We start from the raw sequence: 25,192 nt of genomic DNA, 5'->3' as shown, positions 1-25,192 counted from the left end.
GTGTGAAGTGTTACAAATATATAATTTATACCTGTTGCAACACACCACCAGTTGATAATTGTCGCCGAGTCCTTTTTCAGTGGCATCGAACGTTCAGGTGGAGATGGGACCACTATCGGATCGCGACGCGGGTGGTACAGCAACCGACACACGCTGGCCGTGGTCGCGAACTGCGGCGATCACACGGAACCAGAGCCATACGGGAGGTGTCCAAGCATGAGCCACATCGACGACGGACGCACGGAACCGGACGTGACTGACCGAGAAGCGTACTTCGTAGGCGGCGGGATCGCGTCGCTGGCGGGCGCGGCGTTCCTCGTACGGGACGGCGGTATGCCGGGCGAGAACGTTCACGTCCTCGAAAAACTCGACGTGATGGGCGGGGCGCTCGACGGAGCGGGCTCGCCCGAGGAGGGATACGTCATCCGCGGCGGGCGGATGCTCAACTTCCCCACCTACGAGTGTACCTGGGACCTGCTGGACTCGATTCCCGCGCTGGAGGACGAGGACAGGTCGATCAAGGCGGTGATGGACGAGTTCAACGCCGAACACGAGACCTACGCGGAAGCGCGGCTGATGAACAGCGACCAGGAGATTCTCGACGTGTCTTCCTACGGCTTCGAGATGGAACATCGCCTCTCGCTGTTACAGCTCGTCCTCACGCCCGAGGAGAAACTCGGGGACACGCGGATCGAGGAGTGGTTCTCGGAGTCGTTTTTCGACACGACCTTCTGGTATCTGTGGGCGACGACGTTCGCGTTCCAGCCGTGGCACAGCGCCGCGGAGCTGCGCCGGTATCTCCACCGGTTCATGCACGAGTTCCCGCGCCTGCACACGCTCGAGGGCGTCGACCGGACCAAGTACAACCAGTACGACTCGATGGTCCGTCCGCTCCGCCGGTGGCTCGAAGCGCGGGGCGTCCAGTTCGAGGGCGGCGTCGAGGTGACCGATCTCGACATCGTCCCACGTCGGGAGGGCAAGACCGTCGAGGCGATCCACTGCGACACCGACGGTGGGTCCGAGACCATCGCGGTCGAGCCCGAGGATCTGGTGTTCGTCACGAACGGCTCGATGACCGACGGGTCGAGTCTCGGGTCGATGACGGCGGCCCCCGACCTGAACACGACCGGGGCCTCGTTCCAGCTGTGGAAGTCGATCACCGAGGAACACCCGGAGTTCGGCGATCCGTCGGTGTTCGCCGATCACGTCGAGGAGACCAAGTGGGAGTCGTTCACCGTCACCCTCGACGAGCCGGATCTGCTCGAACACATCGTCGAGGTCACGCAGGAAGAACCCGGGAACGGGCTGGTGACGTACACGGAGTCGAACTGGCTGCTGTCCACCGTCGTCGCCGCACAGCCCCACTTCGCGAACCAGCCCGACGACGTGAAGGTGTTCTGGGGCTACGGGCTGTTCCCGGAGGCAGAGGGCAACCACGTCGAGAAGAAGATGGAAGACTGTACCGGCGAGGAGATCCTCGAAGAGCTCTGTTACCACCTGGGCTGTCTCGACCGCTTCGAGGAGTTCGTCGACGACGCAAACTGCATCCCCTGCATGATGCCGTTCATCACGGGCCAGTTCATGCCCCGGACCCCCGGTGATCGACCGGACGTGGTCCCGGACGGGTCGAACAACCTCGCGTTCCTCGGCCAGTTCGCCGAGGTACCACGGGACGTGGTGTTCACCGTCGAGTACTCCGTCCGGTCGGCCATGATGGCCACCTACGAGCTGCTCGACATCGACGGGGAGATCCCGCCGGTGAGCGATCACGAGTACGAACCCGACGTGTTGCTCGACGTGGGGAAGGCGGCGTTCCGATAGCGTCGCCCTCGTCTTCGCCGTCCCGAACCGTTATTCGGGGGGCGACGGACCGTTCGCGCATGGGACTGCGAGACGCACTCGGCGAGTGGCTCGGAAGCGACGACGAACGGGTGAGAATACCGGCCGATGACGGGTCCGATGCGCTGGCACTGGCCCGTGAGATCGCCGAGAACCCCCGGACGATCGAGTTGCGGGACGGCCGGGAACTGGGCTACGCAGCCGTTGGCGACCCCGACGGCGAGCCCCTGCTGTTGTTCCACGGCTTCCCCAACTCGCGGGTGTTCGCGGCGGCGTTCGACGAGGTGGCTCGCGAGCAGGGCGTCCGCGTGATCGCCCCCGAGCGTCCGGGTGTCGGCGTCTCGGATCCGGATCCCGACCGGACGTTGACCGACTGGCCGGCCGACGTGGCCGATCTGGCCGACGCGCTCGATCTCGACGGGTTTCCCGTCCTCGGAATCTCGGCCGGCGGGCCCTACGCCGCGGCGACGGCCGCGCTCCTCGATCAGCGGGTCGAGCGAGCGGGGATCGTCTGCGGGCTCGGGCCGATGGCGGCGGTCGGCCTCCGGGATCGACTCTGGTACTACAGCGCCCGCGTCCTGCCGCCGGCGGCGAAACTCGGGCTGTGGCTCGCCGGGCGGCAGGCGCTGAACGACCGGGACGCCTTCCTCGAATCCATGGCCGAGAACGCCGCGCCGGCGGACGGGCCGGTCTGGACGGGCGAACTCGGGACGGTCGTCCACGCGAGCATGGTCGAGTCGCGCCGCCACCACGGCCTCGATCCGCTGGTGACCGAGACCGCACTCTTCGGCCAGTCGTGGGGCTTCGATCTCGGAGCCATCTCGGTGCCGACGTGGCTGTGGTACGGGAAGGCCGATACTGTCGTCCCGCCGGCGATGGGGTACTATCTCGCGGACGCCATTCCGACCGCGGAATCGCATTTCTACCCCGACCTGGGACACCTCTCGACGGTCGCGGAGACCGAGCGCGAGGTGTTCGAGACGCTCTCGACCTGAGTCGTGCTGCCGGGTCGGAGGACATTTCAGTGCGAACGAAAAGGATGGGGTGAGAATGGTCCGCGACGTGAACCGGACGGCGGTCGACCGCCGGCAGGACCGGTTGCTGTCGGAGTACGGCGACGTGCCCGTCCGTGAGGAACACGAAGAGGTGCCCGCCGACGTGTTCCCGGAGTTGCGTGACCTGGCCACGGAGGGGTACACCGGCGGCGGCTACGTCTGGGTGATTCGCGAACCGCCCGAGACCGCGCCGCTCTCGGAGTCGCTCCCGGCCGACATCGAGGAGGATCGGCGGGTCCTGATGATCCTCTCGCGGGGCTCGACCCGGTGGGGCCTGCCCGGCGGCGGCCGGGAGTGTGGCGAGTCCTACGAGGAGGCCGCGGTCCGCGAGGTGCGGGAGGAGACCGGGATCGACTGTCGGATCGTCGAACCGTTCCTGCTCCGCCGCCGGGTCAGCGTTTCGAAAGGTGATCACGACGAACGACTCCACACGCTGTGGGTCTTCTTCGACGGCCGCTACGAGGGCGGCCACCTCGCCATCCAACCCGGCGAACTCAACGGTGCAGCCTGGTTCGCCCAGCCGCCCGCGCGGATGCACCCGGAAGGCGAGTTCCGGGCCGCAGACTGGGAGTGATCGTTATCACGGCCGATAATACAGGAGACACCTTTTACTGTATTGGGAGGTATGCACAACCAAGACACACTGTCGCCGAGGGGACGGTATGCCGACCACGCCAATGTTCCAGTACAGTATCTACGTACCCGTATTGTTGCTCGTCGCGATCATCTCGTCGGTGGCCGCGTACTTGGGGTACGCAAAGCGCGACCGGCGCGGGACTATCTGGTACGCCAGGGCCATGGTCGCCATCGCGTCGTGGTCGCTGTTTCTGGCCCTGGCCGTGGCCAGCACGAGCTACCAGCTGAAACTGGTCTTTTTTTCGGGGTTTCTCGTCTCGACGGTCATGCTCTGTAGCTGTTGGTTCCTCTTCGCCATCGCCTACACCGGCCACTACGACAGGTTGCCGCGGTACCTGCCCCACGCCCTCCTCCTCGTACCGCTGTTGTACGTCCCGTTGACCCTGACCAATCAGACACACGGGTTAGTACTCGCGGACGCCCACCTGGTTCGTGAGGGGGAGACGGTGCTACTGGCGTACGACTGGGGACTGGTCCCCTGGGCGTTCATCGGGCTGACCTACGTCTTGCTGTTGAGCGCGACCGCGATCCTGTTCCGGAAGGCGATCCACTCTCGGAACGTCTACCGGAAATTGAGCCTTGTCCTCGCGTTCGGCGGGCTGTCGATGTGGCTGGGTAACGTGATCACCGTCGCCGGCTTCAGCCCGTTCCCACACATGATGATCGTCCCGCTCTCCTTCCTGTTCTGGGGAGCTGTTGCCCTCGTGCTCTTTACGAGTATCCGGTTCGTCCAGTTGCTCCCGATCAACGCCGTCCTCGCCCGGTTCAGTTCGCGGTTCGACGACGTGTTGCCGCTGGCCCGGGACTTCGTCATCGAGGAGATCGACAGCGGCGTCATGATCTTGGACGCCGACGGACGGATCGTCGACATCAACTCGACGGCCAGGAAGATGCTCGGCGTCGAGGACCGGGTCGTCGGCAAGCCCGTCTTCGGCGTGATCGACCTCGGCAAGTACTGGGACGACTACGAGGAGGGAGAACTCCTGAGCGAGCGCCGAAAGCAGATCTGGGTTCCGGTGTCGGACGACGAGGAACGTTGCTACGACGTGAACATCTCGGACATCGAGGATCGTTCCGGGAACTTCGCCGGGCAGAGCGTCCTGCTGTACGACGTGACCGAGCAGAAAGAGCGCGAAGAACAGCTCCGCCAGCGCGAGGAGGAACTCCGCCAGCAGAAACAGGACCTCGAACAGCAGGCCGAGCAACTCGAACACCAGAACGAGCGCCTGGATCGGTTCGCCAGCATCGTCTCCCACGACCTGCGCAACCCGCTGAACGTCGCCAGCGGCCGCGTCGAACTGCTGGGCGCCAAACTCGACGGCGAACATCGGGAGGACGTCGCGGAACTGGAGATGGCCCACGAACGCATGGGAGACATCATCGACGACGCACTCACGCTGGCCCGCTCGGGGAAGGCCATCACCGAGACGGAGGACGTGGACGTGGGATCGGTCGCGACCGAGGCCTGGGAGAACGTCGACACCGACCGGGCGAGGCTCGATCACGACCTCGATCTCCGGCTGGAGAGCGACCGTGACCGCCTGCTCAACGTCTTCGAGAACCTCTATCGGAACGCGCTGGATCACAACGACGGCGACCTCAGGATCCGGGTCGGCACCCTCGCCAACGACACCGGGTTCTACGTCGAGGACACCGGCACGGGCATCCCCGAAGACGAGCGCGAGGCAGTGCTCGAACAGGGCTACACGACCCACGAGGAGGGGACCGGCCTCGGGCTCGCCATCGTCCGGGACATCGTCGGGGCCCACGGCTGGGAACTGTCCATCACCGAGAGTCCGGAGGGCGGCGCGCGCTTCGAGATCGAGTGTTTCCGCGAGCCCGTCGAGGTCGGAGCGGCGACGGCCTGACGCCGGTCAGTGCTCGACGACTTCGAGCAGGACGCCGCCGGTCGATTTGGGATGGAGAAAGGCCACGTCGTGTCCCCAGGCCCCACCCCGCGGTTCCTCGTCGATCAACTCGACGCCGGCCTCACGAGCACGGTCCAGGGCCGCCTCGATGTCGTCGGTCGCCACCGCGAGGTGGTGAATGCCCGGGCCGTCCCGGTCGAGATAGCTGGCGATGGCTCCCTCGTCGTCGAGCGGTTCCAGCACCTCGAAGAAGCCGTTGCCGAGGTCGAGAAAGACCACCGCCATCCCGTCGAACTGTTCCTCGTGAGCGACCGTGGCGTCGAACAGCGTCGCGTACTGTTCGGCGAGCGCATCGGCGTCGGCGGTCGCGATACCCGCGTGATCGAACTGCATACCCCCTGCTGGGAGCGGCGGGACAATCAGCCCTGCGACAGTCGCGGGTATGTGTGGCGTGGTAACTGTCATCAATAACTAAGACGGTTCGCCGTGACCGTGAGGTATGGAGGCACCGAAACCGGGCCGACTTGACGACGACAGGCGACGGATCTACGAGTACGTCGAGCGGGAGGGGCGGGTCGAACCCGAGCGAGCGCGGGCGGCGCTAGGGTTCGAACACCGCCGCTTCGGCCACCATCTCTCGATGCTCAAGCGCGACGGCTACCTCACCGAGCGCGACGGACGACTGGAGATCGCGATGGATCCCGGCACGGCCGAGCAGTACGAGACCGACGGGCTCGCAGTGACGATCCGACCGGCCCGGCAGGACGACATCGCGGGTATCGTGGGCACACTCCGGCAGGTCGCGGCCGATGGGAGCTACATCGAGGCGGAAAGCGTCGCCCAGCAACTCGACTACGAGGACTCCTTGCTCCGGCACAACGAGTTCGAGTCCCGCGTCTTTTTCGTCGCCACCGTGGGCGAGGACGTCGTCGGCTGGGTCCACCTGGAGATCCCCGAACTCGACAAGCTCCACCACACCGCGGAGTTGACCATCGGACTGGTCGAGGCCCACAGGGGGCACGGCATCGGGACCCGCCTGCTGGATCACGGGCTCGACTGGGCCGAGGAGATGGGACTGGCGAAGGTGTACAACAGTTTCCCGGCGACCAACGAGGGCGCGATCGAGTTCTTCGAGGCCCACGGCGGGGCGGTCGAAGCCGTCCGCGAGGATCACTACCGGATCGACGGCGAGGCCGTCGACGAGGTGATGATGGCGGTCACGCTGTAGCGCCAGCGGGGACCTACTCGGGGTCGAAGATGTCCTCGATCCGGCAGTCGAAGTAGGTGGCGAGCTCGAAGGCCAGTTCGAGCGATGGGTCGTACCGGCCGCGCTCGATGGAGTTGATCGTCTGCCGGGTCACGTCCACCTCTGCGGCCAGATCGGCCTGGCTCAGATCGTGTCGCTCGCGTCGGTCGCGGAGGTCGTTTTTCATGCGTTGTAGCGGACGACGGTGTAGACGACCCCCCAGAGCAAGAAGAGGGCGGAGTAGGCGTAGATGCCGCCCCAGACGACCGGGGGGATCGTGTAGTAGCCGAGATTGTCCAGCAGGTAGAGGCCGATCACGACGGGAAGCCCGACGTAGGCGGCGATCATGATGAGCGCGCCGCTCGCCCGCTCGTGGAGTCGCTGTTCGCGCTCGTCGCTCAGCTGGACGGAACTCGCGAACTGCAGGTACAGCAGGGCCGTGATGCCGCCGAGACAGGCGACCGCGTACACGACCAGCCCGACGAAGGTCTGATCGAGCAACATTCCGGCGAAGAAACTCACGATCCCGACCGCGAAGACGGCCATGATGATCCGATTGTAGCGCTGTCCTCTCCGTGCTGGATGGTCCTGTGTCGTCGACATGGTTTTCAGGGCGGTGTAAAGCGACGTTTCCGTAAAGGTCGCTTTACAGTAAAGGAGACTTTACACGTATACTTAGTTCTGTCGCTGATCGGATGACTGTCGAAAACCAGATCGAGAGGGATTCTCCCGTCAGATACCGCCGCCCTGGTACTCGCCGAACACGTCCCGCATGGCGTCACAGATCTCGCCGGTCGTGGCGTAGACCTTGACGGCGTCGATCAGGTACGGCATGAGATTCTCGTCTCCGCGGGCGGCCTCCCGGACCGCGTCGAGTTTCGCCTCGACTGCCTCGTCGTCGCGATCGTCGCGGACCGCCGCGAGCGTCTCCTGTTGCTGGGCTTCGAGCGACTCGTCGACTTCCTCGATATCCACGTCTTCTTCTTCCTCGACCTGGTACTCGTTGACGCCGACGATGACCCGCTCGCCTTCCTCCTGTTCGCGCTGGCGCTCGAAGGCCACGTCCTGGATCTCCCGCTGGACCCACTGGTCCTCGATAGCCGGGAGCATCCCGCCTTTGCCGTCGATCCGGTCGAGAATCTCGAAGGCCTCTGCTTCGAGGTCGTCGGTCAGGCTCTCGACGTAGTAACTGCCGCCCAGCGGGTCGATGGTGTCGGCCGCACCCGACTCGTGGGCGAGGATCTGCTGGGTCCGCAGCGCGGTTCGGACGCTCTCCTCGGTCGGGAGCCCGACGGCCTCGTCTTTCCCGTTGGTGTGGAGACTCTGGGTTCCCCCGAGGACGGCGGCGAGCGCCTGGTAGGCCACACGGACGACGTTGTTCTCGACCTGCTGGGCCGTCAGGGTGGAGCCGGCGGTCTGCGTGTGGAATTTGAGTTGCTTGGACTTGGGATTTTCCGCGTCGAAGCGCTCCTCCATGATCTGGTACCACATCCGTCGGGCCGCGCGGAACTTCGCGACTTCCTCGAGGATGTTGTTGTAGGAGGCAAAGAAGAAGGATAGCTGCGGGGCAAAGTCGTCGACGTCCAGGCCGGCCTCGATGGCGGCCTCGACGTACTCGATGCCGTTGCCGAGGGTAAAGGCGATCTCCTGGGCGGCGGTCGATCCGGCCTCCCGGATGTGATACCCCGAGATCGAGATGGTGTTGAAGTTGGGGACTTCCTCGGCACAGAACTCGAAGATGTCCGTGATGATCCGCATCGACTGCTCGGGCGGGTAGATGTAGGTGTTGCGTGCGATGTACTCCTTCAGCACGTCGTTCTGGATAGTACCCCGCAACTCCTCGCGATCGACGCCCTGCTGGTCGCCGACGGCGATGTACATGGCCAACAGGACCGACGCAGGGGCGTTGATGGTCATCGACGTGGAGACTTCGTCCAGCGGGATGCCCTCGAACACGGTCTCCATATCCGAGAGGGAGTCGATGGCGACGCCGGTCTTGCCGACCTCGCCAGCGGCCATGGCGTTGTCCGAATCGTACCCCATCTGTGTGGGGAGGTCAAAGGCCATCGAGAGGCCGGTCTGACCCTCGTCGAGCAGGTAGTTGAACCGCTCGTTGGTCTCGCGTGCCGTCCCCATGCCGGCGTACTGGCGCATGGTCCAGAGCCGGCCGCGGTACATCGTCGGGTAGACGCCCCGCGTATAGGGTTCTTCACCGGGAAAACCCAGGTCCTCGTCGTAGTCGATATCGTCCACGTCCGCGGGCGTATACAGGCGGTCTACAGTCTGTCCCTCCGTGTCGGTAGTGAACGTCTCCTTGCGCTCACCGAACCGCTCGACGGTCGGCTGGACCGACTCCTCGTCCCAGTCGGCCTTCGCCGAGCGGATTTCCCGGAGGTCCTCCTCGTCGAACATGGCTGGGTGAACGGTGTGGCCGTGTATAAGCGTTGTCTGACCGGACGGCGACGACGCGGCGGGCGGCTCACTCGCCGAAGCAGTCCGAGTGTATATGGGCCGAGGGTAAATACGACGGGTCCATGAGCACCCACGAGGTCGTCTATCACGCGCTCCTGGCGGTGGGCGGGTTGCTGTGTGTGGGTGTCGCCTCTTACGCCTGGCGACGCCGCGAGCGTAGCGGCGCGAAGCTGCTCGTCGGCCTGTTCGTCGCCGTCGTCTACTGGATCGTAACGACTTCGCTGGTGCTCGTCTTCGCCGGCACGCCGCTCGGTCGCGCCGTCGCCCGGGCACAGTACGTCGGCGTCACGCTGTCCACGATGTTCGTCGTCCTGCTCGCGCTCCAGTACACCGGCCGCGAGAAGTACGTCACCCGATCGACGGTCGCGCTCCTCGCGATCCACCCGCTCCTGACGAACGTGGCGGTGTGGATCCCGCCGTTCCGGGAGCACTTCCTCACCTTCGGCGCGGCCGACCCCGGGACGTTCTACGGCTACGCCTACGAGTTCGGCGGCCTGTTTCTCGTCCACACACTGTACTCGTACATCCTCCTGGTCGCGGCCGCGGTGATGTACGTCAGCTTCGCCGTCCGCTCGGACGACATCTACCAGCGCCAGACTGTGGCGTTGATCGTCGGCCTGCTCGCGCCCTGGTTCGGGAACGCGATCTATCTGCTCGGCCCGATCAGCGTCGACATCACGTCGCTGACTTTCGCGATCACCGGGCTGGCGCTATGGTGGGCCATCTTCTACCAGGACTTCCTCGAGGTCGTCCCGGTCGCCCGGGGGACGATCGTCGACAACCTCAACGCCGGCGTCGTCGTCCTCGACCGCAACGACCGGGTCGTCGACATCAACCCCCGCGGGCGCGAGCTACTCGACCTCGACGACGCGGCGATCGGTCGCCCCGTCGCGGACGCACTCGCGTCCCACACGGCGATCCACGACGCGTACGCGACGCTAACCAGCCACGAGGACAGCGACGAGACGGAGGTCGCCGTCGAGGGGCGTGACTTCCGGATCGAAGTCTCGCCACTGTACAACCGACGGGACGAGCGGATCGGCAACCTGCTCGTCGTCGAGGACATCTCGGAGCGAAAGCGTCGCCAGCGGGAGTTACAGCGCCAGAACGAACAGCTCGAACAGTTCGCGAACGTCGTCTCCCACGACCTCCGGAATCCGCTCAACGTCGCGTCGAGCAGACTGGAACTCGGGATCGAGACCGGCGACGAGGAGCACCTTCGCCGGGTCGAGCAGGCCCACCAGCGGATGGACCGCATCATCGACGACGTGTTGACCCTCGCCAGAGAGGGGTAACAGGTCGAAGCCCGCTCGCGGGAGTCTCTCCGGTCGCTGGCCGAGCGCGCCTGGCGACACGTCGAAACACCAGCCGCCGAACTCGTGGTCGCGGACGACCGCGAGATCGAGGCCGACGAGCAGCGTCTCGTCCGGGCACTCGAGAACCTGTTCCGCAACGCTCTCGAACACGGCCGGGAGGACGCCACCGTCACCGTCGGCTCCACCCAGGCGGGATTCTACGTGGCTGACGACGGACAGGGCATCGCCACGGACCACCAGGACGAGGTGTTCGAGGACGGCTACACCACCAACGATGACGGGACCGGGTTCGGGCTCGCCATCGTCCAGAGCATCGTCGAGGCCCACGGCTGGGAGATTACGGTGCGTGACAGCGAGGACGGTGGCGCGCGCTTCGACGTGAGGGGCATCACGCCGCCGACCGGCCGAGAGGACGGCGTTACCCAGTCACCGCCGACCGATCTGTCGGGGTAGGCCGTCGTGGCTCCCGTGAGTCAGCGCCCGGTGTCGTACTTGTAGGTCGCTTCGTCGGGATCGATCCCGAAGTCTTCGGGGCCCTCCTCGGGTTCGCTCTCGCCCTCGTCGGCGGCGGCGCGTTTGAACGCCTCCCGGAACCGCCGGGGCATCCGGAACTCCGCGACCGACAGGGCCATCGGGACGGCGTCGGGCGCGGTCGCCTCGCGCTTCTCGTCCAGTCGGTCCTGCAGTTTCTCCGGGAGCGAGCCGGCGTCGATGGGCTCGAACTCGAACTGCCGGAGGTAGTCGGGTGCGTCGGTCAGCGAGTAGACGGTCTCGAACCCCTCGTCGCCGGCCTTCTGGATGAGCCGTTCGACGACGTGTGCCCCGATCCCCTGCCCGCGCCAGTCATCGAGGACGCCGATCGAGGTGAGTTCACAGACCGCCTCGTCGTCGGCCTTGTGGACGCGGATCCGCCCGAAGCCCGCCTTCTCGTTGGTCTCCTCGTCGATGGCGATGACGTAATCGCGCGAGCGAAACGCCGTCTCGTCCAGGCCCATGTCCTCGATGTGATCCAGAAGCCAGACCTCCTCGCGGTTTTTCGCGTCCCGGACGTACATACCCGACCCTTGGCCACGCCCGGCTAAAAACGTTGGCAGGCGTCAGACACCGCACGGAACGCCCCGCGGCTCGCGGTCTCGGACACTCGCCGCGACCGCGCCGCCCCCGACCGTAACCTATTTTCACTCCGTTGCTTTAGGTAGGCCTAAAATGGTCGGTGAGACGCTCTCGAAGATCAGGGCGCGGATCGAGGATCTGGCGGTCGACGGCGGGGAGTACCGGGTCGTCTGCGGGCGGACCGGTGTCTGTCCGGTCCCGGTCGCCGGCGCGCGGTTCCAGGACCGGGAGACTGCCGAGAAGGCGGCGGAGGCGGCGGCCGCTTACCGGGCCGTGTTGCGCCGGTGGGACCCGCAAGCGCCCTGCTACGACTTCATCGCCTGCGAGGAACCGAGCCGGGCGACCCGGACGGTGACACCCCCGACGACCGGCGAGACGGCGTCGCTAACGGGGTTCTGTCACGACGTGGCCGCGGCCGTGTTCGAGACACTGTCGGCCGAGGGGTACGCCGACCTGGAGTCGTCGATCATGGACGTGTACTGCGAGACCGCCGACGCTATCGACGACCCCGACGACCTCTGTCTACACCTCCTTCGGACCCTCTCGTTCGAGTTAGGAGCCAGACTCACCGAGGCCGAACAGACGGCCATCCTCCGGGCGGCGGCGACGGAGCTCGCCGAGCCTGCGGACAGCGACCGGCCGCTGGACGCCACTCTCCGGCGGTTACAGCGACTCGACATCCTGGACGAGTACGCCGTCGACGCACACGCCGACCCCGCGGACGGGAGCGCCTGGACGGTGACGATCACCGACTACGCGCTCACCTCGCGGTCGGCGTCGTTACCGACCTTGCCCATCGCGATCGACCTGCTCGGACGGCTCCCGGGCCCGGCGCTGACGCTGTCCGATCCGCGTCGCCTCGACGACGGCCGGTGGCGGTTCGACCTCACGGTGACCGATGACGGGGATTCCGGCGGACTGGTTCGGGTCAGCGCCACTGGCGCGTCCTGACGCACGTCGGTTCGGGACCTCGGTACGTCGCCCCGGCCGCCAATTCGTTCGGTGATAATGCGGCCCAAGTGTTTATCAACTATCTTAGCTTATCGCCAGCCATGGCTGCCTTCGGGTCGGCATCGACGACCGTCCTCTACGTGGGTGACGACGGAAGCGTCGTCGAGCGGGCGCTTCCGGACCTCGGCGGAACCGACGAGGAGGTGACGGTCAGGACCGTGTCGGAGATGGCGGGCGCTCTCGCAGTCGTCGAAAAAGCGGGCACCGACTGTGTCGTCAGCGAATTCGATCTGACCGACGGGACCGCGACGGATCTCGTCGCACGTCTCCGCGAGGACTACCCGACACTCCCGGTCCTCGTGCTGGCCGATGACGCGAACGAAGTGGCGGCGTGCATCGAAGCGGGTGCGACCGACGCGCTCACGACCGCGACGGCGACGGCCAGCGAGGAGTTACTGGCCGGACGCATCGAGAGCGCGCTGGCCCGTGACGAAGCCCCCGAGGCGACGGCGGCGACGGGTCGACAGTACCAGACGCTCATCGAACACGCCGAAGACATCGTGACGGTCATCGCACCCGACGGGACCATCGAGTACCAGAGCCCGTCCGTCGAGCGCGTGCTTGGCTGGGACCCCGAGGAGATGGTCGGTGAGTACGCGTTCAACTACATTCACCCCGACGACCGCGAGGAGATGCGACAGCAGTTCATCGACCTCGTCGATCAGGAAGGGACCGTCATCGAAGACGTGCGGTTCCGGCACAAGCGGGCCGACGGATCGTGGGCCTGGCTCGAAGCCGTCGGGAGCAACCGGAAGGACACGACCGTCAGCGGCTACGTTTTCAACTCCCGCGACATCACCGATCGACGGGAACGCGAGCGGGAACTGGAACGCTACGAGACCGTCGTCGAGGCGATCCCGGACGAGGTGTACACGCTCGATACCGAGGGAGTTCTCACGTCCGTCGAGCCACCGACGGGGCGTGACCAGTCGGTCGCCGGGTACGAACCCGAGGAACTCGTCGGCCAGCACGTCTCGACCGTGATGGAGGATGCCGACATCGAGCGCGCGGAATCGCTGATCCGGGACCTGATCGAAGACGACGACTCACGGCGCGGGTCCGTCGAGATGGATCTCGTGACGAAATCCGGCGAGCGGATCCCCTTCGAGAACCACATCGCCATCATGCCGTCGAGCGACGGATCCGTCCGGGGGACCGTCGGCGTCCTCCGGGACATCGCCGAGCGCAAGGAACGCGAACGGGAACTCCGGAAAGCCGAGACGACATTCCAGAACGCACAGGACGGGATCGTCCTCGTGGACGTCACGGACGACGACCGATTCGAGATACGACGGGTCAACCCGGCCTACGAGTCGATGTCGGGCCTGTCGGAGTCCGAGATGATCGGCCGAACACCCCGGGAGATACTCGACGGCGAGATCGGCGACCGGATCGAAGCCCGGTTCGAGGAATGTGTCGAACAGAAGACGACGCTGTCCTACGACGAAACCTTCGACATCCCCGGGATTCCGACCCACTGGCACACGCGGATCGCACCGGTCGTCGTCGACGGCGAGGTGGCGCAACTGGTCGTCGCGACCCGGGACATCACCGAGCGCAAAGAGCGCGAACAGGAACTGAAGCTTCGCAACCGGGCCATCGCAGAGGCACCCATCGGCATCACTATCGCCGACCGGACGCGGCCGGACACGCCAATCGTGTACGCGAACGGCGGGTTCGAGCAACTCACCGGCTACGACGTGACGGAGATCGACGGACGGCCCCTGACCCATCTCACCGATGCGGAGACCGACGCGGAGAAACAGGCAGAACTGGACGCGGCCGTCGACGGTGACGAACCCGCGACGGTCGAGCTCATGCTCGCCCGGCAGGACGGCACGCCGTTCTGGGGCCGGGTCAGCGTCGCGCCGGTCAGAAACGAGGACGGCGACGTGACACACACGGTCGCGTTCCAGCAGGACATCACCGAACCCAAAGAGTACGAACAGTGGATCGAACGCCGCTTCGACGAGTTCAGCGAGGTCCTCGCCGAGGACCTCCGAGAGCCCTTACAGGAAGCACAGAGGCAACTCTCGGCGGCCCGGAACGCCGACGACGAGCAGGCGCTGGACGCCGCCGCGGACTGGCTCGACCGCGCCGAGAAACTCCTCGACGACCTGACGACGGTCCACTCGTTCTCGGTCAAATCCCGCGACATCTCCGAGGCCGCCCGGCGCGGTTCGAGCGGGAGCGAGTGACGGGCAGACCCATTACTCGGCCGATATTATCACCCGTGATAGCATCGAGCGAACGTATTAGTATCGACACAACTAACAGCAAGTTGCAATCGGTTTAACCGCGAGACGGGGCCATGACAGAGACAGAACCGGTCGTTATCGTCGTCGAAAACAACGCGACCCGGGCGGAGCTGTACGAACTGTGGCTGGAGGAGTGTACGGTTCGGATCGCGCTGACGAAACGGCAGGTCGTCGAGGAGTTCGATGCGGCGGTCGACGTGGTCGTGCTGGCCGAGGAGTTCGGCGACGGGGCGGCACCGACGGTGCTGGAGAAGATCCGAGGGCACGGTGGCTACTGCGAGATCGTGACGACGACGCCCGACCGAAACAGCGTGTTCCCGGAACTCGACGTGGACCACCATCTCACGAAACCGGTGTTCGAGGACGAACTCCGGTCGCTGGTGGACCGACTCGCACGCCGGTCCCGGTACCGGGCGGCGGTGATCGAGTACTACAAACGAACGACCCAGCTGGCCTCGGCGGAGGTCGGTTCGAAGGCTGGCGACGGGGACGACGAGGAGCGTGTCGCCCTCGAACGGCGGGTCAAGGCGCTCAAACGGCGACTCAAGCGACTCCAGCAGGGGATGGACACCGACGATATCCGCGCTGTCCTCGATTCGATCAGCGAGTCACGTGAACCAGAGGAGCCGAGTGACGACCAGAGCAAGTACGCGCCGGACAAGTGCGTCAACTGCGGCCGGAAGTGGGGTGTCGGTCCAGGTGACGACCCGTCACGCGGGTACAAACGACTCGGCTCGTACGTCTGGCGGTGTACCGACTGCGGCCACGTCCAGATGCAGACCGACCCCAGCCACCGCCGACTCGCCCCGTACCACTGACAGGTCGGCTTCCGGCGGGGGAAGCTACTTTAGCGGGTCGGCGGAATACCGGACCATGGCATCCGAGTCCCTCGCCGATCTCGACGAGATCGTCCACGAGCCGAGCCGGGCGTTCGTCGAGTCGACCAACGTCTGGGAGTTCATGCAGACCTACGACATCGACGACTACGAGGCACTGATCGAGCGAACCACGACCGACATCGACGGCGTGCCCGAATCGGGCGTCGACTGGTTCTGGGACGAACTCGTCGACTACCTCGGGATCGAGTTCTACGAGGAGTACGACCAGATCCGCGATGACACGGACGGCCCGCAGTTCACCGACTGGTACCCCGGCGGCGAGCTCAACATCGCCCACAACGTGGTCGACCGCCACGCCGCCCCGGACAACGAGCGCCGGAACAAGGTTGCCACCATCTGGGAGGGCGAAGACGGCGAGATTCGAGAGGTTACCTACCACGAACTCCAGCGACAGGCCAACCAGGTGGCTAACGCGCTCGAACAGCGGGGCATCGGGACCGGCGACACCGTCGGGCTCTATATGCCGATGGTCCCCGAAGTCGTCTCGATCCTCTATGGCTGTTTCAAGGTCGGCGCTATCGCCGTCCCCATCTTCTCGGGCTTCGGCGTCGACGCCACCGCCACGCGCATCGAGGACCCCGAGTGTTCGGTCCTCGTCACGGGCGACGGGTTCCTCCGGCGGGGCGATCCGGTCACGCTCAAAGAGACCGCCGACGAGGCCATCGCACAGGCCGACACCGACGTGGAGTCGGTGATCGTCTACGACCGACTGGGCGCGAGCGACCCGGACACGGATCTCTCGATCCCGATGACCGACGGCCGCGACGAGTGGTGGGCCGACGCCGTCGCCACCCAGTCCGACGACTACGACACCAAATCGCTCCCCAGCGATCAGGAGTCGATGCTCCTCTACTCGTCGGGGACCACCGGCAAACCGAAGGGGATCGTCCACACCCACGCCGGCGTCCAGACCCAGACCGCCAAGGAACTGTACTTCGGGTTCGACCTGAAGCCCGCAGACCGCTTCTTCTGGGTCAGCGACATCGGCTGGATGATGGGGCCCTGGACCCTGATCGGGAACCACACCTTCGGCGGGACCATCTTCATGTACGAGGGCGCACCGGACCACCCCCAGCCCGACCGGTTCTGGGAGATGATCGACCGCCACGATCTCACCCAGTTCGGCATCTCACCCACCGCGATCCGCGCGCTCCGCAAGCAGGGCGACGAGTGGGTCGAGGGCCACGACCTCTCCAGTCTGCGCCTGCTGGGCTCGACGGGCGAACCCTGGGACCCCGAGTCCTGGCAGTGGTTCCACGAGACCGTCGGCGGCGGCGACACGCCCATCATCAACATCTCCGGCGGGACCGAGATCTGTGGTTGTTTCCTGATGCCCATGCCGATCAACGACCTCAAGTCCTGCACCCTCGGTGGACCCGGACTCGGCATGGACATCGACATCGTGGATTCGGACGGGACCTCGATCGAAGACACCCACGAACGGGGCTATCTGGTCGCGCGTGACTCCTGTCCCTCGATGACCAAATCCCTCTGGAGCGGTGACGAGCGCTACCTCAACGAGTACTGGTCGACCTGGGACGACCTGTGGGACCACGGCGACTGGGCCCAGAAGGACGCGGACGGCTTCTGGTTCCTCCACGGCCGGGCCGACGACGCCCTCAACGTGGCCGGCCGCAAAGTCGGACCCGCCGAGGTCGAGGGCGCGGCGATGGACCACGCCGCCGTCAACCAGGCTGCCGCCATCGGTGCCGACGACGACACCACCGGCACCGCCGTCGTCCTCTACGTGATCGTCGAAGACGAGTTCGAGGCCAGTGACGACCTCCGCGAGGAGATCCGCGAACAGGTCGGCGAGGAACTCGGCAAGCCGTTCCGGCCCCGAGAAGTCCTCTTCGTCGAGGCGTTCCCCAAGACCCAGTCGGGCAAGATCATCCGCCGGGCCGTCCAGGCAACCTACGAGGGCGAGGACCTCGGTGACATGAGTAGTATCGAGAACCCGGCCGCGCTGGACGCCATCGAGGACGCCCGGTAGTTACAACATCTGAGAATCGCGGACGAACACTTAGGCGGATCGACCTGTCCGTATGCGATATGCCCCCCTGGTTGTGGCTGTTCCAGGCGGCGCTGGTACTGGCCGGGGGACTGTCGGCCCTGCTCACGTACTACACCTGGCACAACCGCGAGCGCATCGGCGCACTACCGCTGTGTGCCACCATGGTCGGCGAACTCGTCTGGATCGGGGCCCTGCTCGTCGCGACGGCGGCGCGTGGCACCCCGGTAGCCCTGATGGCGAACCGGTTCGTCGTGCCCGGTTCGAACCTGGTGGTCGTGGGCTTCTTCGTGTTCGTACTGGAGTACACCAACCGCGAGGCGTGGGTGCGACCGCGGTACCTGCTGGCCCTTTCGGTCGTGCCGATCGTCGCGACCGTCGTCGCGTTCACGAACCCGACCCACGGGCTCTTCTTCGAGGTCGGCGGCCTCGACGCGACGCGACCGACGGGGTACCTGCTCGAACCCGGTCTCGGATTCCTGTTGAACACCGTCTTCACCTACTCGCTGATCGCCGCCGCGACCGTCATGCTACTGAGCTTCGCGGTCGATGCCGCCGCGACCTACCGCTACCAGACCGGGGCGATGCTGGTCGCAGTCGCCGTTCCCTGGATCGGCCACGCTCTCCGGACTGCCGGGCTGGCCCCGGCCGGAGTGACACCCATCGCGTTCGCCGTCACCGGTGGTGCGCTGGTCTGGGCGGTCTTCCGGGCGCAGTTGCTCGACCTCGTCCCAGTCGGTCGCCACCGCGTCATCGACGACCTCAGCGCGGGCGTGTTCACCGTCGACTGCCAGGGCCGACTCGTCGACATCAACCCCATGGGACGGCGGTTCTTCCGGGTCGATCCCGACCAGCGGGTCGTCGGGGAACACGTCGAGGACATCCTCGCCGACTACCCGACGGTTCGCAACTACTACGTGGCAGTCGCCGACCTCGGCGAAGAAGTGCAGTTCGAGGCGGGGCTCGACGGCCGCTACTACGAGATCGAGGCGTTCCCGCTGCACGATGCGCGCGACCGCCACGTAGGCCAGACGATCATCGTCCGGGACGTGACCGAGCGGACCGAACGCGAACAAGAACTCGAACGGCAGAACGAGCGGCTCGAGCGGTTCGCCAGCGTCGTCTCCCACGACCTCCGCAACCCCCTCAGCGTCATCAGCGGCCGCGCCGAGGTCGCCCGCGAGGCCGACGACGTGGAGCCCCACCTCGACTCCATCGTCGAGAGTGCCGACCGGATGGGCGAGATCATCGACGACGTGCTCGCACTGACCCGCGGCGACGACGAGCTGACCCGCGAACCCGTCGCCGTCGACGACCTCGCACGGGAAGCCTGGGACCACATCGACTCCGGCGGAGCCACCCTGGCCGTTCTCACCGACGAGACGATCCGGGCGAATCGATCCCAGCTCTCACAGGCCTTCGAGAACCTCTTTCGGAACGCCGTGGAACACGGTTCCACGAGCCCCCCTTCGCCCACTCAGGAGGACGCCGTGGAACACGGTTCCACGAGCCCTGACTCACAGGCTCGTCAGGACGCCGTGGAACACGGTTCGACAGGCACCCGGAACGCTTCGCGTTCTGGTGAGGGTGCCGAGGAAACCTCGGCAGACCATCGGACTGCGTCCGATGACACCGTGAAACCCAGCGACGCGGACCTGAGGGTCCGTGTCGGATCGTTCACCGACGGCGATCTCACGGGTATCTTCGTTGCCGACGATGGAACCGGCATCCCGACCGACGACCACGAGCGCGTCCTCGAAGACGGCTTCTCCACGAGTGAACACGGGACCGGCCTCGGACTGTCCATCGTGTCGGACATCGCCGCCGGGCACGGCTGGGACGTTCGCGTCGCCGACTCGGAGTCGGGCGGGACCCGGATCGAACTCGTCACCGGCGCACGGCCCACGGAAGCCGTGCGACCGGCGACGAGGGAGTGACGCCGCTCAGTCCAGTACGTCGTCGGGATCGAGGCCCGACGGTCCCTCACCGCCCACGACGAGCGTGGGCTCCGGCCCGTTCTCGGCCAGCAGTACCGAGGCACCGACCTGCAGGGGCGCGAAGACGCCCGCGACGAGCGTCCCCGGCCGAGCGAGCGACGCGCGAACCGCGACGGCGTCGTCCTCCGTGAGGGCCCGCTGGTCGACGACGCGCTCGGCGGCGGTCAGCAGATCCTCGTGCGTGTAGGTCCGGTTCGCCGTGATCAGCGCGGACTGGTCCGTCGCCACCGTGTCCGGCGGCATCGTGGGGTTCTCGCTCCAGATATCCCGCTCGAAGTGGATCACGTCGGGCTCCGACGGTTCGTCGCCGTAGATCACGCGTTTGGTGCCGGGTTCGACGCTCAGCCCCTCGATCTCCGTGGCGGGACCGACGACAACCCGCGGGTCTCCTTCGGGGGGGAGCCCGAACCGCACGGGCGCGCCCAGCAGCGCCGCGCCGAACACGGAAAGCAGCGATTGCGGTGCCGGGTCGACCGCGACGGCGACGGCCCGCTCGGGACCCACGCCGTGGTACCGGAACAGGCTCGCAGTCTTCCAGGCGTCGGTACAGAACTTGTGTGCGGTGTAGGGCTGTGACCCGTCGCCGTACACCAGCGGTTCTTTCACCCGACGCTCGCGCGCGACGAGATCGCCGATGACGTCCATACCGATCGTAACTGCCGGGCCGGTTTAAGTCGTCTGCCACGGCCGCGTGCCGCATTCGGTCTCCCGAATGGAGAAACGGCGCGAGGCCGCCAAGGGGGGAAGGGGTGGGATTACCAATAGCGGTCGAGTGACCGATACCGACCCCGCGCCGCTTGTAGGTATATAGTTCATAATATTAAGTCTAATTGTGGCGGAACTATCAGACAGTTGGACTCACAGAAGCGACCGGAGCCGAAAGCTCAGAAGCTGTTTTTCAGCCGCTCGAAAAAGCCCTGCTCGACGTCGACTTCCTCGCCGCCGGCTTCGGCGAACGCCTCCAGGGCCTCGCGTTGCTCGTCGTTCAGGCTCTCCGGCGTGACGACCCGAACCCGCACGAACAGGTCGCCGTTCCCGCGACCACGGAGTTTCGGCATCCCCTTGTCGTCGAGCCTGAACACCTCACCGCTCTGGGTGTGTTTCGGGATTTCGAGTTCGACCGCCCCGTCGAGTGTCGAGACCTCGACCGTATCCCCGAAGACCGCCTGCGGGAACGAGATGGCGTACTCGTGATAGAGGTCTTCGCCCTCCCGGTCGAATTCGGGGTGGTCCTCGATCGACACCTCGATCAGCAGGTCGCCGCTGGGCCCACCGCCTTCGCCGGGTGCCCCCTCGCCCTCCATCCGGAGGGTCTGGCCGTCCCGAATCCCAGCCGGGACCTCCACGGACAGGGTCACTTCGTTGCGGATCTGGCCTTTCCCGCGACAGGTGTCGCAGGTCTCACTGTAGAGCGTGCCCTCACCCTCACAGCGCCGGCAGGTCGTCGTCTGCTGGACCCGTCCCATCGGCGTCTGCTGGACACGGGTAACCTGTCCGCGACCCTCACACTCCGGACAGGTCCGCGAGTCGCTGTCGGGCGGGTGCCCCTCGCCGTGACAGTCGGGGCAGTTCTCGGGCCGGGTGATCGCCAGTTGCTTCTCGACGCCACTGGCTGCCTCTTCGAGGGTGATAGAGAGTTCCGTTCGGAGATCGGTCCCCTGGCGGGCACCGCCGCGACCGCCGCCACCGCCGAAGAACTGCTCGAAGATGTCGCCCATATCGCCGAAGGGACCGCCCTGTCCGAACGGATCACCGCCGGCACCGCGCTGCCCGCGTGCCCCGCCGCCACCGCCGCTGAACCCGCCCTGTTTCTGGGCCTGCTCGAACCGCTCGTGGCCCAGCCGGTCGTACGCCTGGCGCTTCTCCTCGTCGGTGAGGACCTCTTTCGCCGTCTTGGCTTTCTTGAACTTCTCTTCGGCGTTGGGATCGTCGCTCACGTCGGGATGGTACTCCCGAGCCTTCTCTCGATAGGCCTGCTTGATCTCGTCCTCGGTGGCATCCCGTGACACGCCGAGTACGTCGTAGAAATCCTCGCTCATTCGTTGTCCCACCCTATTCGATTGAGGTACTTGAAAAGAACGGGTCGGCCAGCGCCGTCCCGCCCAGTCTACGACCGCATATCCGCGTCGAGAACGATCACCACCGCCGCCAGCAACACGCCGACCGCCACCATCGACGGCGAGACCGCACCGGATACCGGCGTCTCACGGAGCGCCTTCTTCACCGGGATCCCGAGCCACGCCGCGGCCAACACGAAGACGATTCCCCCACCGACTATCGCGACCGCCCCGCAGTAGACGAGCCACTTCGCGGTCGCTACTACCCGTGCCAGCACTCCCTGTCCGTCCATCGGTTCGAGTTCAGGTTCTGACAGGCAAAAGTATTATCTTATGTATATGTCTGTATTTATAATCAGTCGAGGCGCGAAACCTGACGCTCGTCTATCGAGCCGACGAAGACACCTCCTTTCAGCCCTCGTCATAAGCTCAGAAAGCTCCGATGTCTGGCGGGCTCAGGAGGACGACTCCTCGCGTTACTCGTCGTCGCCCTCGTCTAACTCGAAAAGTTCACTCCGTTCACTTTTCGAGGCACCGTCAGCGCAAATCGCTGACGTGCTGACGAAGACTCGTCCTTTCAGTCCTTGTCCTCGTCAACATCCTCGAAGTCCGCATCTACGTACTCCTCGTCGCCACCCTCGGGACCCGCACCGCCCGGACCTGGACCGGCTCCCGCACCGGGACCTGCGCCCGCAGCGCCAGCACCACCGGGGCCCGCACCGCCAGCAGCCTGCTGGGCCTGCTCCTGGTACATCTGCTTGCCGATCTCCTGGAGTTCCTCCGAGAGGCTCTCAGTCGCCGATTCGAGAGCGTCCGACGCAGTTTCGAGTTCGTCGCTGTCGACGTTCTCGTACTCCTCGAGGGCCTCCTGAACGCGGTCGATCTCGGCCTCGATGTCGCTCTCGAGGTCGGCGTCGATTTCCTCCTCGTTCTCGTCGAGGAGCTTCTCCGCGCGCTGGATCGCCGACTCGGCCTCGTTGCGCGCCTCCACGAAGTCGCGGCGCTTCTGGTCCTCCTCGGCGTGTTCCTCGGCTTCCTCCTGCATCTCCTCGATCTGCTCGTCGCTGAGGCCGGCACCACCCTCGATGGTGATCGACTCGGCGTTCCCCGAGCCCTTGTCTTCGGCCTCGACGTTGACGATCCCGTTCTCGTCGATGTTGAAGCCGACCTCGATCTGGGGCGTTCCGGCGGGTGCGGGCGGGATACCCGTCAGCTGGAACTCACCCAGCAGCTCGTTCTCCTCGGCCATCTCGCGTTCGCCCTGGAACACCCGGACCTGCACGGAGGTCTGGTTGTCCGCAGCTGTCGTGAAGATCTTCGACTCCTCGGTCGGGATGGTGGTGTTCTTCTCGATCAGGCGCTCGAACAGGCCACCCTTGACCTCGATCCCGAGCGAGAGGGGCGTCACGTCCAGCAGGACGATGTCGTCCACGTCACCGGAGAGGACGCCGCCCTGAATGGCCGCGCCCAGCGCGACGGCCTCGTCCGGGTTGACGTTCTTCTTTGGCTCCTGGCCGGTCAGGTCCTCGACCTTGTCCTGGATCATCGGCATCCGGGTCGATCCACCGACGAGCAGGACCTCGTCGATGTCGCCCTTGGAGTAGCCGGCGTCCGCCAGTGCCTGCTCGGTCGGGCCGACCGTCCGGTCGACCAGATCCTCGGTCAGGGACTCGAACTTCGCGCGCGTGATCTTCTGTTCGAGGTCCTTCGGGCCGTCGTCGTCGGCCGCGATGAAGGGCAGATTGACCGTCGTCTCCTTTCGATTGGAGAGTTCGATCTTGGCCTCCTCGGCGGCCTCGGTCAGCCGCTGGAGGGCCTGCCGGTCGTCCCGGAGGTCGATGCCGTGTTCGGCCTCGAACTCGTCGGCCAGATAGTCGATGATGGCCTCGTCCCAGTCGTCGCCACCGAGGTCGTTGTCACCGTTGGTTGCGACGACCTCGTAGACGCCGCCGCCGAGATCGAGAATAGAAACGTCGAACGTCCCGCCGCCGAGGTCGTAGACGAGCACGGTCTGGTCGGATTCGTCGTCCAGCCCGTAGGCCATCGAGGCCGCGGTCGGCTCGTTGATGATGCGTTCGACCTCGAAGCCGGCGATCTCGCCGGCGTCTTTGGTGGCCTGGCGCTGGCGGTCGCTGAAGTACGCGGGGACCGTGATGACTGCCTTCTCGATCTCGTCGCCGAGGTACTCCTCGGCGTCGCGTTTGATCTTCTGGAGGGTCATCGCCGAGACCTGTTCGGGGGTGTACTCCTCGCCGTCCATCTCGACGGTGTACCCGTCCTCGCCCATGTGGCGCTTGATGGACTGGATCGTGTTGTCGGGGTTCTGGACGGCCTGGTTCTTGGCCGGTTTCCCGACGAGTTGCTCGCCGTCTTCGGTGAAGGCGACGATCGAGGGTGTGGTTCGGTCACCCTCGCTGTTGACGATGATCTCCGGGTCGCCCCCCTCCATCACCGCGAAGGCGCTGTTGGTGGTACCGAGGTCGATACCGAGAATCTTGTTGCTCGCCATTGTTGTCCCCACCTACCGGTCTGAATCGGTTAAAAGTTGCTAGATTGGAGAGGAACGAACCCGACCGCTCCCAACTGCTTCCGGCGTTTTAGCCCGCGGCGACGGGCACTGACCGGGAGATATATTACGTACCGCAATCAGCGCGAAGCGGGCCAGCGACCCGACCTCGGGCCGTCACTCCTCGCTGACGGTGACCTGTGCCGTCCGGATGACCTTCTCGGCCATCTCGTAGCCCGGGCGGTGGACCTCCGCGATGGTGCCTTCGGGCTGGTCGGACTCGACCCGGAGCAGGACCTCGTGGCGCTGTGGGTCCACGTCCTGCCCCGGTTCAGGTTCGATCGACTCGACGTTCTCCTGTTGCAGTTCCTCGTCGAACTGGCGAAGCGTGGCCTGGATCCCGTCGCGGATGTCGGCGTCCTCGTCCTGTTCGAGCGCGCGTTTCAGGTTGTCCCGTACGTCGAGCAGGCGCTCGACCAGGTCCTCAGTGGCCCGCTGTTTCTCCTCCTCGCGGCGCTTTTTCATCCGCTTTTTGTAGTTCTGGAAGTCGGCCTTCGTCCGGGCGAGCTTGGATTCGAGTTCTTCGGCCTCGTCCTCGCGGGTCTCCAGTTCCGACTCCAGGGAGTCGACGCGCATCCGGAGCGAGGCGATCTCGTTTGCCAGCTGTTCGTCGTCGGTCGACGCGACGCGGTCGAGCAGGTCCTCGCCGGCCTCGAACGACTCGGTGGCGTCGCCGCTCTCGCCGTCGCCGTCCTCGGCCACGTCGTCGAGCGAATCCCACTCGTCGGCCGTCGTGTCGGCGGCGGACGCCTCGTCGTCGGGGGATGGGTCCGCCGCGTCGTCGGCTGCCGGCTCGTCGGCGTCGTCCGTTCCGGAGGCGTCCTGCTCACTCATGTGCGTACAGTGCC

General features: G+C 65.7%; 22 protein-coding genes. 12 read left to right on the top strand and 10 right to left on the bottom strand.

Annotation, left to right across the window (positions count from 1 at the left end; all coding sequences use genetic code 11):
* Nucleotides 1-216: 216 nt before the first annotated feature.
* The 4 genes from BMX17_RS18160 (at nt 217) to BMX17_RS18145 (ending at nt 5,398) form a co-directional block, all read left to right on the top strand.
* A complete protein-coding gene (locus BMX17_RS18160; protein ID WP_092662736.1) occupies nt 217-1,821 on the top strand; it encodes an oleate hydratase in 1,605 nt (534 codons plus the stop codon).
* Between the two features lie 59 nt (nt 1,822-1,880).
* Complete coding sequence (locus BMX17_RS18155; RefSeq protein ID WP_092662734.1) at nt 1,881-2,834, top strand: alpha/beta fold hydrolase; 954 nt, start codon at nt 1,881-1,883, stop codon at nt 2,832-2,834.
* 55 nt (nt 2,835-2,889) lie between these two features.
* Complete coding sequence (locus tag BMX17_RS18150) at nt 2,890-3,468, top strand: NUDIX hydrolase (protein ID WP_092662732.1); 579 nt, start codon at nt 2,890-2,892, stop codon at nt 3,466-3,468.
* An 88-nt stretch (nt 3,469-3,556) separates the two neighbouring features.
* Nucleotides 3,557-5,398, top strand: coding sequence for a histidine kinase N-terminal 7TM domain-containing protein (locus BMX17_RS18145; RefSeq protein ID WP_092662730.1), 1,842 nt, complete (start codon nt 3,557-3,559; stop codon nt 5,396-5,398).
* A gap of 6 nt (nt 5,399-5,404) precedes the next feature.
* On the opposite strand, the gene mce is transcribed toward BMX17_RS18145, so the two are convergent.
* On the bottom strand, nt 5,405-5,791 hold the full coding sequence (mce, locus tag BMX17_RS18140; protein WP_092662728.1) for a methylmalonyl-CoA epimerase: 387 nt from the start codon (nt 5,789-5,791) through the stop codon (nt 5,405-5,407).
* 106 nt (nt 5,792-5,897) lie between these two features.
* On the opposite strand from mce, the gene BMX17_RS18135 reads away from it, so the two are divergent.
* Nucleotides 5,898-6,626: a GNAT family N-acetyltransferase gene (locus BMX17_RS18135; RefSeq protein ID WP_092662726.1), complete on the top strand. Its 729-nt coding sequence runs from the start codon at nt 5,898-5,900 to the stop codon at nt 6,624-6,626.
* Nucleotides 6,627-6,639: 13 nt separating this feature from the next.
* Here BMX17_RS18135 and BMX17_RS18130 read toward each other — a convergent pair whose 3' ends face one another.
* The 3 genes from BMX17_RS18130 to BMX17_RS18120 form a co-directional block, all read right to left on the bottom strand.
* Entirely contained in the window at nt 6,640-6,831 is a 192-nt protein-coding gene (locus BMX17_RS18130) for a helix-turn-helix transcriptional regulator (RefSeq protein ID WP_092662724.1), read from the bottom strand.
* Nucleotides 6,828-7,247 (bottom strand): hypothetical protein, encoded by a 420-nt coding sequence (locus tag BMX17_RS18125; RefSeq protein WP_092662722.1) that lies wholly within the window; start codon nt 7,245-7,247, stop codon nt 6,828-6,830. The genes BMX17_RS18130 and BMX17_RS18125 overlap by 4 nt, the downstream gene beginning before the upstream one ends.
* 129 nt (nt 7,248-7,376) lie before the next feature.
* Nucleotides 7,377-9,056: an acyl-CoA mutase large subunit family protein gene (locus tag BMX17_RS18120; protein ID WP_092662720.1), complete on the bottom strand. Its 1,680-nt coding sequence runs from the start codon at nt 9,054-9,056 to the stop codon at nt 7,377-7,379.
* Between the two features lie 122 nt (nt 9,057-9,178).
* On the opposite strand from BMX17_RS18120, the gene BMX17_RS18115 reads away from it, so the two are divergent.
* Together BMX17_RS18115 and BMX17_RS18110 are read left to right on the top strand one after the other, a co-directional pair.
* Nucleotides 9,179-10,411, top strand: coding sequence for a histidine kinase N-terminal 7TM domain-containing protein (locus BMX17_RS18115; RefSeq protein WP_092662718.1), 1,233 nt, complete (start codon nt 9,179-9,181; stop codon nt 10,409-10,411).
* Between the two features lie 84 nt (nt 10,412-10,495).
* Complete coding sequence (locus BMX17_RS18110) at nt 10,496-10,885, top strand: sensor histidine kinase (protein WP_170845470.1); 390 nt, start codon at nt 10,496-10,498, stop codon at nt 10,883-10,885.
* 20 nt (nt 10,886-10,905) lie between these two features.
* Here BMX17_RS18110 and BMX17_RS18105 read toward each other — a convergent pair whose 3' ends face one another.
* Nucleotides 10,906-11,487 carry a GNAT family N-acetyltransferase gene (locus tag BMX17_RS18105; RefSeq protein ID WP_092662714.1) on the bottom strand — a complete coding sequence of 194 codons (582 nt, stop codon included), beginning with the start codon at nt 11,485-11,487 and terminating at the stop codon, nt 10,906-10,908.
* A gap of 151 nt (nt 11,488-11,638) precedes the next feature.
* Between BMX17_RS18105 and BMX17_RS18100 the strand changes: the two genes are divergently transcribed.
* The 5 genes from BMX17_RS18100 to BMX17_RS18080 all read left to right on the top strand — a co-directional run bounded on the left by BMX17_RS18100 (nt 11,639) and on the right by BMX17_RS18080 (nt 19,661).
* Nucleotides 11,639-12,496 carry a DUF7551 domain-containing protein gene (locus BMX17_RS18100; protein WP_092662712.1) on the top strand — a complete coding sequence of 286 codons (858 nt, stop codon included), beginning with the start codon at nt 11,639-11,641 and terminating at the stop codon, nt 12,494-12,496.
* A gap of 101 nt (nt 12,497-12,597) precedes the next feature.
* Nucleotides 12,598-14,754 (top strand): PAS domain S-box protein, encoded by a 2,157-nt coding sequence (locus BMX17_RS18095; protein WP_092662710.1) that lies wholly within the window; start codon nt 12,598-12,600, stop codon nt 14,752-14,754.
* Nucleotides 14,755-14,867: 113 nt separating this feature from the next.
* Nucleotides 14,868-15,632: a response regulator gene (locus tag BMX17_RS18090; RefSeq protein WP_092662708.1), complete on the top strand. Its 765-nt coding sequence runs from the start codon at nt 14,868-14,870 to the stop codon at nt 15,630-15,632.
* Between the two features lie 55 nt (nt 15,633-15,687).
* Nucleotides 15,688-17,706 (top strand): AMP-binding protein, encoded by a 2,019-nt coding sequence (locus BMX17_RS18085; protein ID WP_092662706.1) that lies wholly within the window; start codon nt 15,688-15,690, stop codon nt 17,704-17,706.
* A gap of 59 nt (nt 17,707-17,765) precedes the next feature.
* The gene (locus tag BMX17_RS18080; protein ID WP_092662704.1) at nt 17,766-19,661 is read left to right on the top strand and encodes a histidine kinase N-terminal 7TM domain-containing protein; all 1,896 of its coding nucleotides are present in this window, start codon (nt 17,766-17,768) and stop codon (nt 19,659-19,661) included.
* 6 nt (nt 19,662-19,667) lie between these two features.
* Here BMX17_RS18080 and BMX17_RS18075 read toward each other — a convergent pair whose 3' ends face one another.
* The 5 genes from BMX17_RS18075 to BMX17_RS18055 form a co-directional block, all read right to left on the bottom strand.
* Nucleotides 19,668-20,366, bottom strand: coding sequence for an acyl-CoA synthetase family protein (locus BMX17_RS18075; RefSeq protein ID WP_092662702.1), 699 nt, complete (start codon nt 20,364-20,366; stop codon nt 19,668-19,670).
* A 239-nt stretch (nt 20,367-20,605) separates the two neighbouring features.
* Nucleotides 20,606-21,760 carry a molecular chaperone DnaJ gene (gene dnaJ / locus BMX17_RS18070; RefSeq protein ID WP_092662700.1) on the bottom strand — a complete coding sequence of 385 codons (1,155 nt, stop codon included), beginning with the start codon at nt 21,758-21,760 and terminating at the stop codon, nt 20,606-20,608.
* Nucleotides 21,761-21,828: 68 nt separating this feature from the next.
* Nucleotides 21,829-22,071 (bottom strand): hypothetical protein, encoded by a 243-nt coding sequence (locus tag BMX17_RS18065; RefSeq protein WP_092662698.1) that lies wholly within the window; start codon nt 22,069-22,071, stop codon nt 21,829-21,831.
* A 284-nt stretch (nt 22,072-22,355) separates the two neighbouring features.
* Complete coding sequence (dnaK, locus tag BMX17_RS18060; RefSeq protein ID WP_092662696.1) at nt 22,356-24,287, bottom strand: molecular chaperone DnaK; 1,932 nt, start codon at nt 24,285-24,287, stop codon at nt 22,356-22,358.
* A 174-nt stretch (nt 24,288-24,461) separates the two neighbouring features.
* Entirely contained in the window at nt 24,462-25,178 is a 717-nt protein-coding gene (locus BMX17_RS18055; RefSeq protein WP_092662694.1) for a nucleotide exchange factor GrpE, read from the bottom strand.
* Nucleotides 25,179-25,192: the final 14 nt, after the last annotated feature.

It is taken from the genome of Halorientalis persicus, assembly GCF_900110215.1.
Classification (GTDB): domain Archaea; phylum Halobacteriota; class Halobacteria; order Halobacteriales; family Haloarculaceae; genus Halorientalis; species Halorientalis persica.
This window is presented reverse-complemented; position numbering and strand designations above follow the sequence as displayed.

Excerpts from the sequence above, each read along its gene's own strand:
- BMX17_RS18160 (WP_092662736.1), top strand. The coding sequence starts at position 217 with ATGAGCCACATCGACGACGGACGCACGGAACCGGACGTGACTGACCGA.
- BMX17_RS18155 (WP_092662734.1), top strand. The coding sequence starts at position 1,881 with ATGGGACTGCGAGACGCACTCGGCGAGTGGCTCGGAAGCGACGACGAA.
- BMX17_RS18150 (WP_092662732.1), top strand. The coding sequence starts at position 2,890 with ATGGTCCGCGACGTGAACCGGACGGCGGTCGACCGCCGGCAGGACCGG.
- BMX17_RS18145 (WP_092662730.1), top strand. The coding sequence starts at position 3,557 with ATGCCGACCACGCCAATGTTCCAGTACAGTATCTACGTACCCGTATTG.
- mce (WP_092662728.1), bottom strand. The coding sequence starts at position 5,791 with ATGCAGTTCGATCACGCGGGTATCGCGACCGCCGACGCCGATGCGCTC.
- BMX17_RS18135 (WP_092662726.1), top strand. The coding sequence starts at position 5,898 with ATGGAGGCACCGAAACCGGGCCGACTTGACGACGACAGGCGACGGATC.
- BMX17_RS18130 (WP_092662724.1), bottom strand. The coding sequence starts at position 6,831 with ATGAAAAACGACCTCCGCGACCGACGCGAGCGACACGATCTGAGCCAG.
- BMX17_RS18125 (WP_092662722.1), bottom strand. The coding sequence starts at position 7,247 with ATGTCGACGACACAGGACCATCCAGCACGGAGAGGACAGCGCTACAAT.
- BMX17_RS18120 (WP_092662720.1), bottom strand. The coding sequence starts at position 9,056 with ATGTTCGACGAGGAGGACCTCCGGGAAATCCGCTCGGCGAAGGCCGAC.
- BMX17_RS18115 (WP_092662718.1), top strand. The coding sequence starts at position 9,179 with ATGAGCACCCACGAGGTCGTCTATCACGCGCTCCTGGCGGTGGGCGGG.
- BMX17_RS18105 (WP_092662714.1), bottom strand. The coding sequence starts at position 11,487 with ATGTACGTCCGGGACGCGAAAAACCGCGAGGAGGTCTGGCTTCTGGAT.
- BMX17_RS18100 (WP_092662712.1), top strand. The coding sequence starts at position 11,639 with ATGGTCGGTGAGACGCTCTCGAAGATCAGGGCGCGGATCGAGGATCTG.
- BMX17_RS18095 (WP_092662710.1), top strand. The coding sequence starts at position 12,598 with ATGGCTGCCTTCGGGTCGGCATCGACGACCGTCCTCTACGTGGGTGAC.
- BMX17_RS18090 (WP_092662708.1), top strand. The coding sequence starts at position 14,868 with ATGACAGAGACAGAACCGGTCGTTATCGTCGTCGAAAACAACGCGACC.
- BMX17_RS18085 (WP_092662706.1), top strand. The coding sequence starts at position 15,688 with ATGGCATCCGAGTCCCTCGCCGATCTCGACGAGATCGTCCACGAGCCG.
- BMX17_RS18080 (WP_092662704.1), top strand. The coding sequence starts at position 17,766 with ATGCCCCCCTGGTTGTGGCTGTTCCAGGCGGCGCTGGTACTGGCCGGG.
- BMX17_RS18075 (WP_092662702.1), bottom strand. The coding sequence starts at position 20,366 with ATGGACGTCATCGGCGATCTCGTCGCGCGCGAGCGTCGGGTGAAAGAA.
- dnaJ (WP_092662700.1), bottom strand. The coding sequence starts at position 21,760 with ATGAGCGAGGATTTCTACGACGTACTCGGCGTGTCACGGGATGCCACC.
- BMX17_RS18065 (WP_092662698.1), bottom strand. The coding sequence starts at position 22,071 with ATGGACGGACAGGGAGTGCTGGCACGGGTAGTAGCGACCGCGAAGTGG.
- dnaK (WP_092662696.1), bottom strand. The coding sequence starts at position 24,287 with ATGGCGAGCAACAAGATTCTCGGTATCGACCTCGGTACCACCAACAGC.
- BMX17_RS18055 (WP_092662694.1), bottom strand. The coding sequence starts at position 25,178 with ATGAGTGAGCAGGACGCCTCCGGAACGGACGACGCCGACGAGCCGGCA.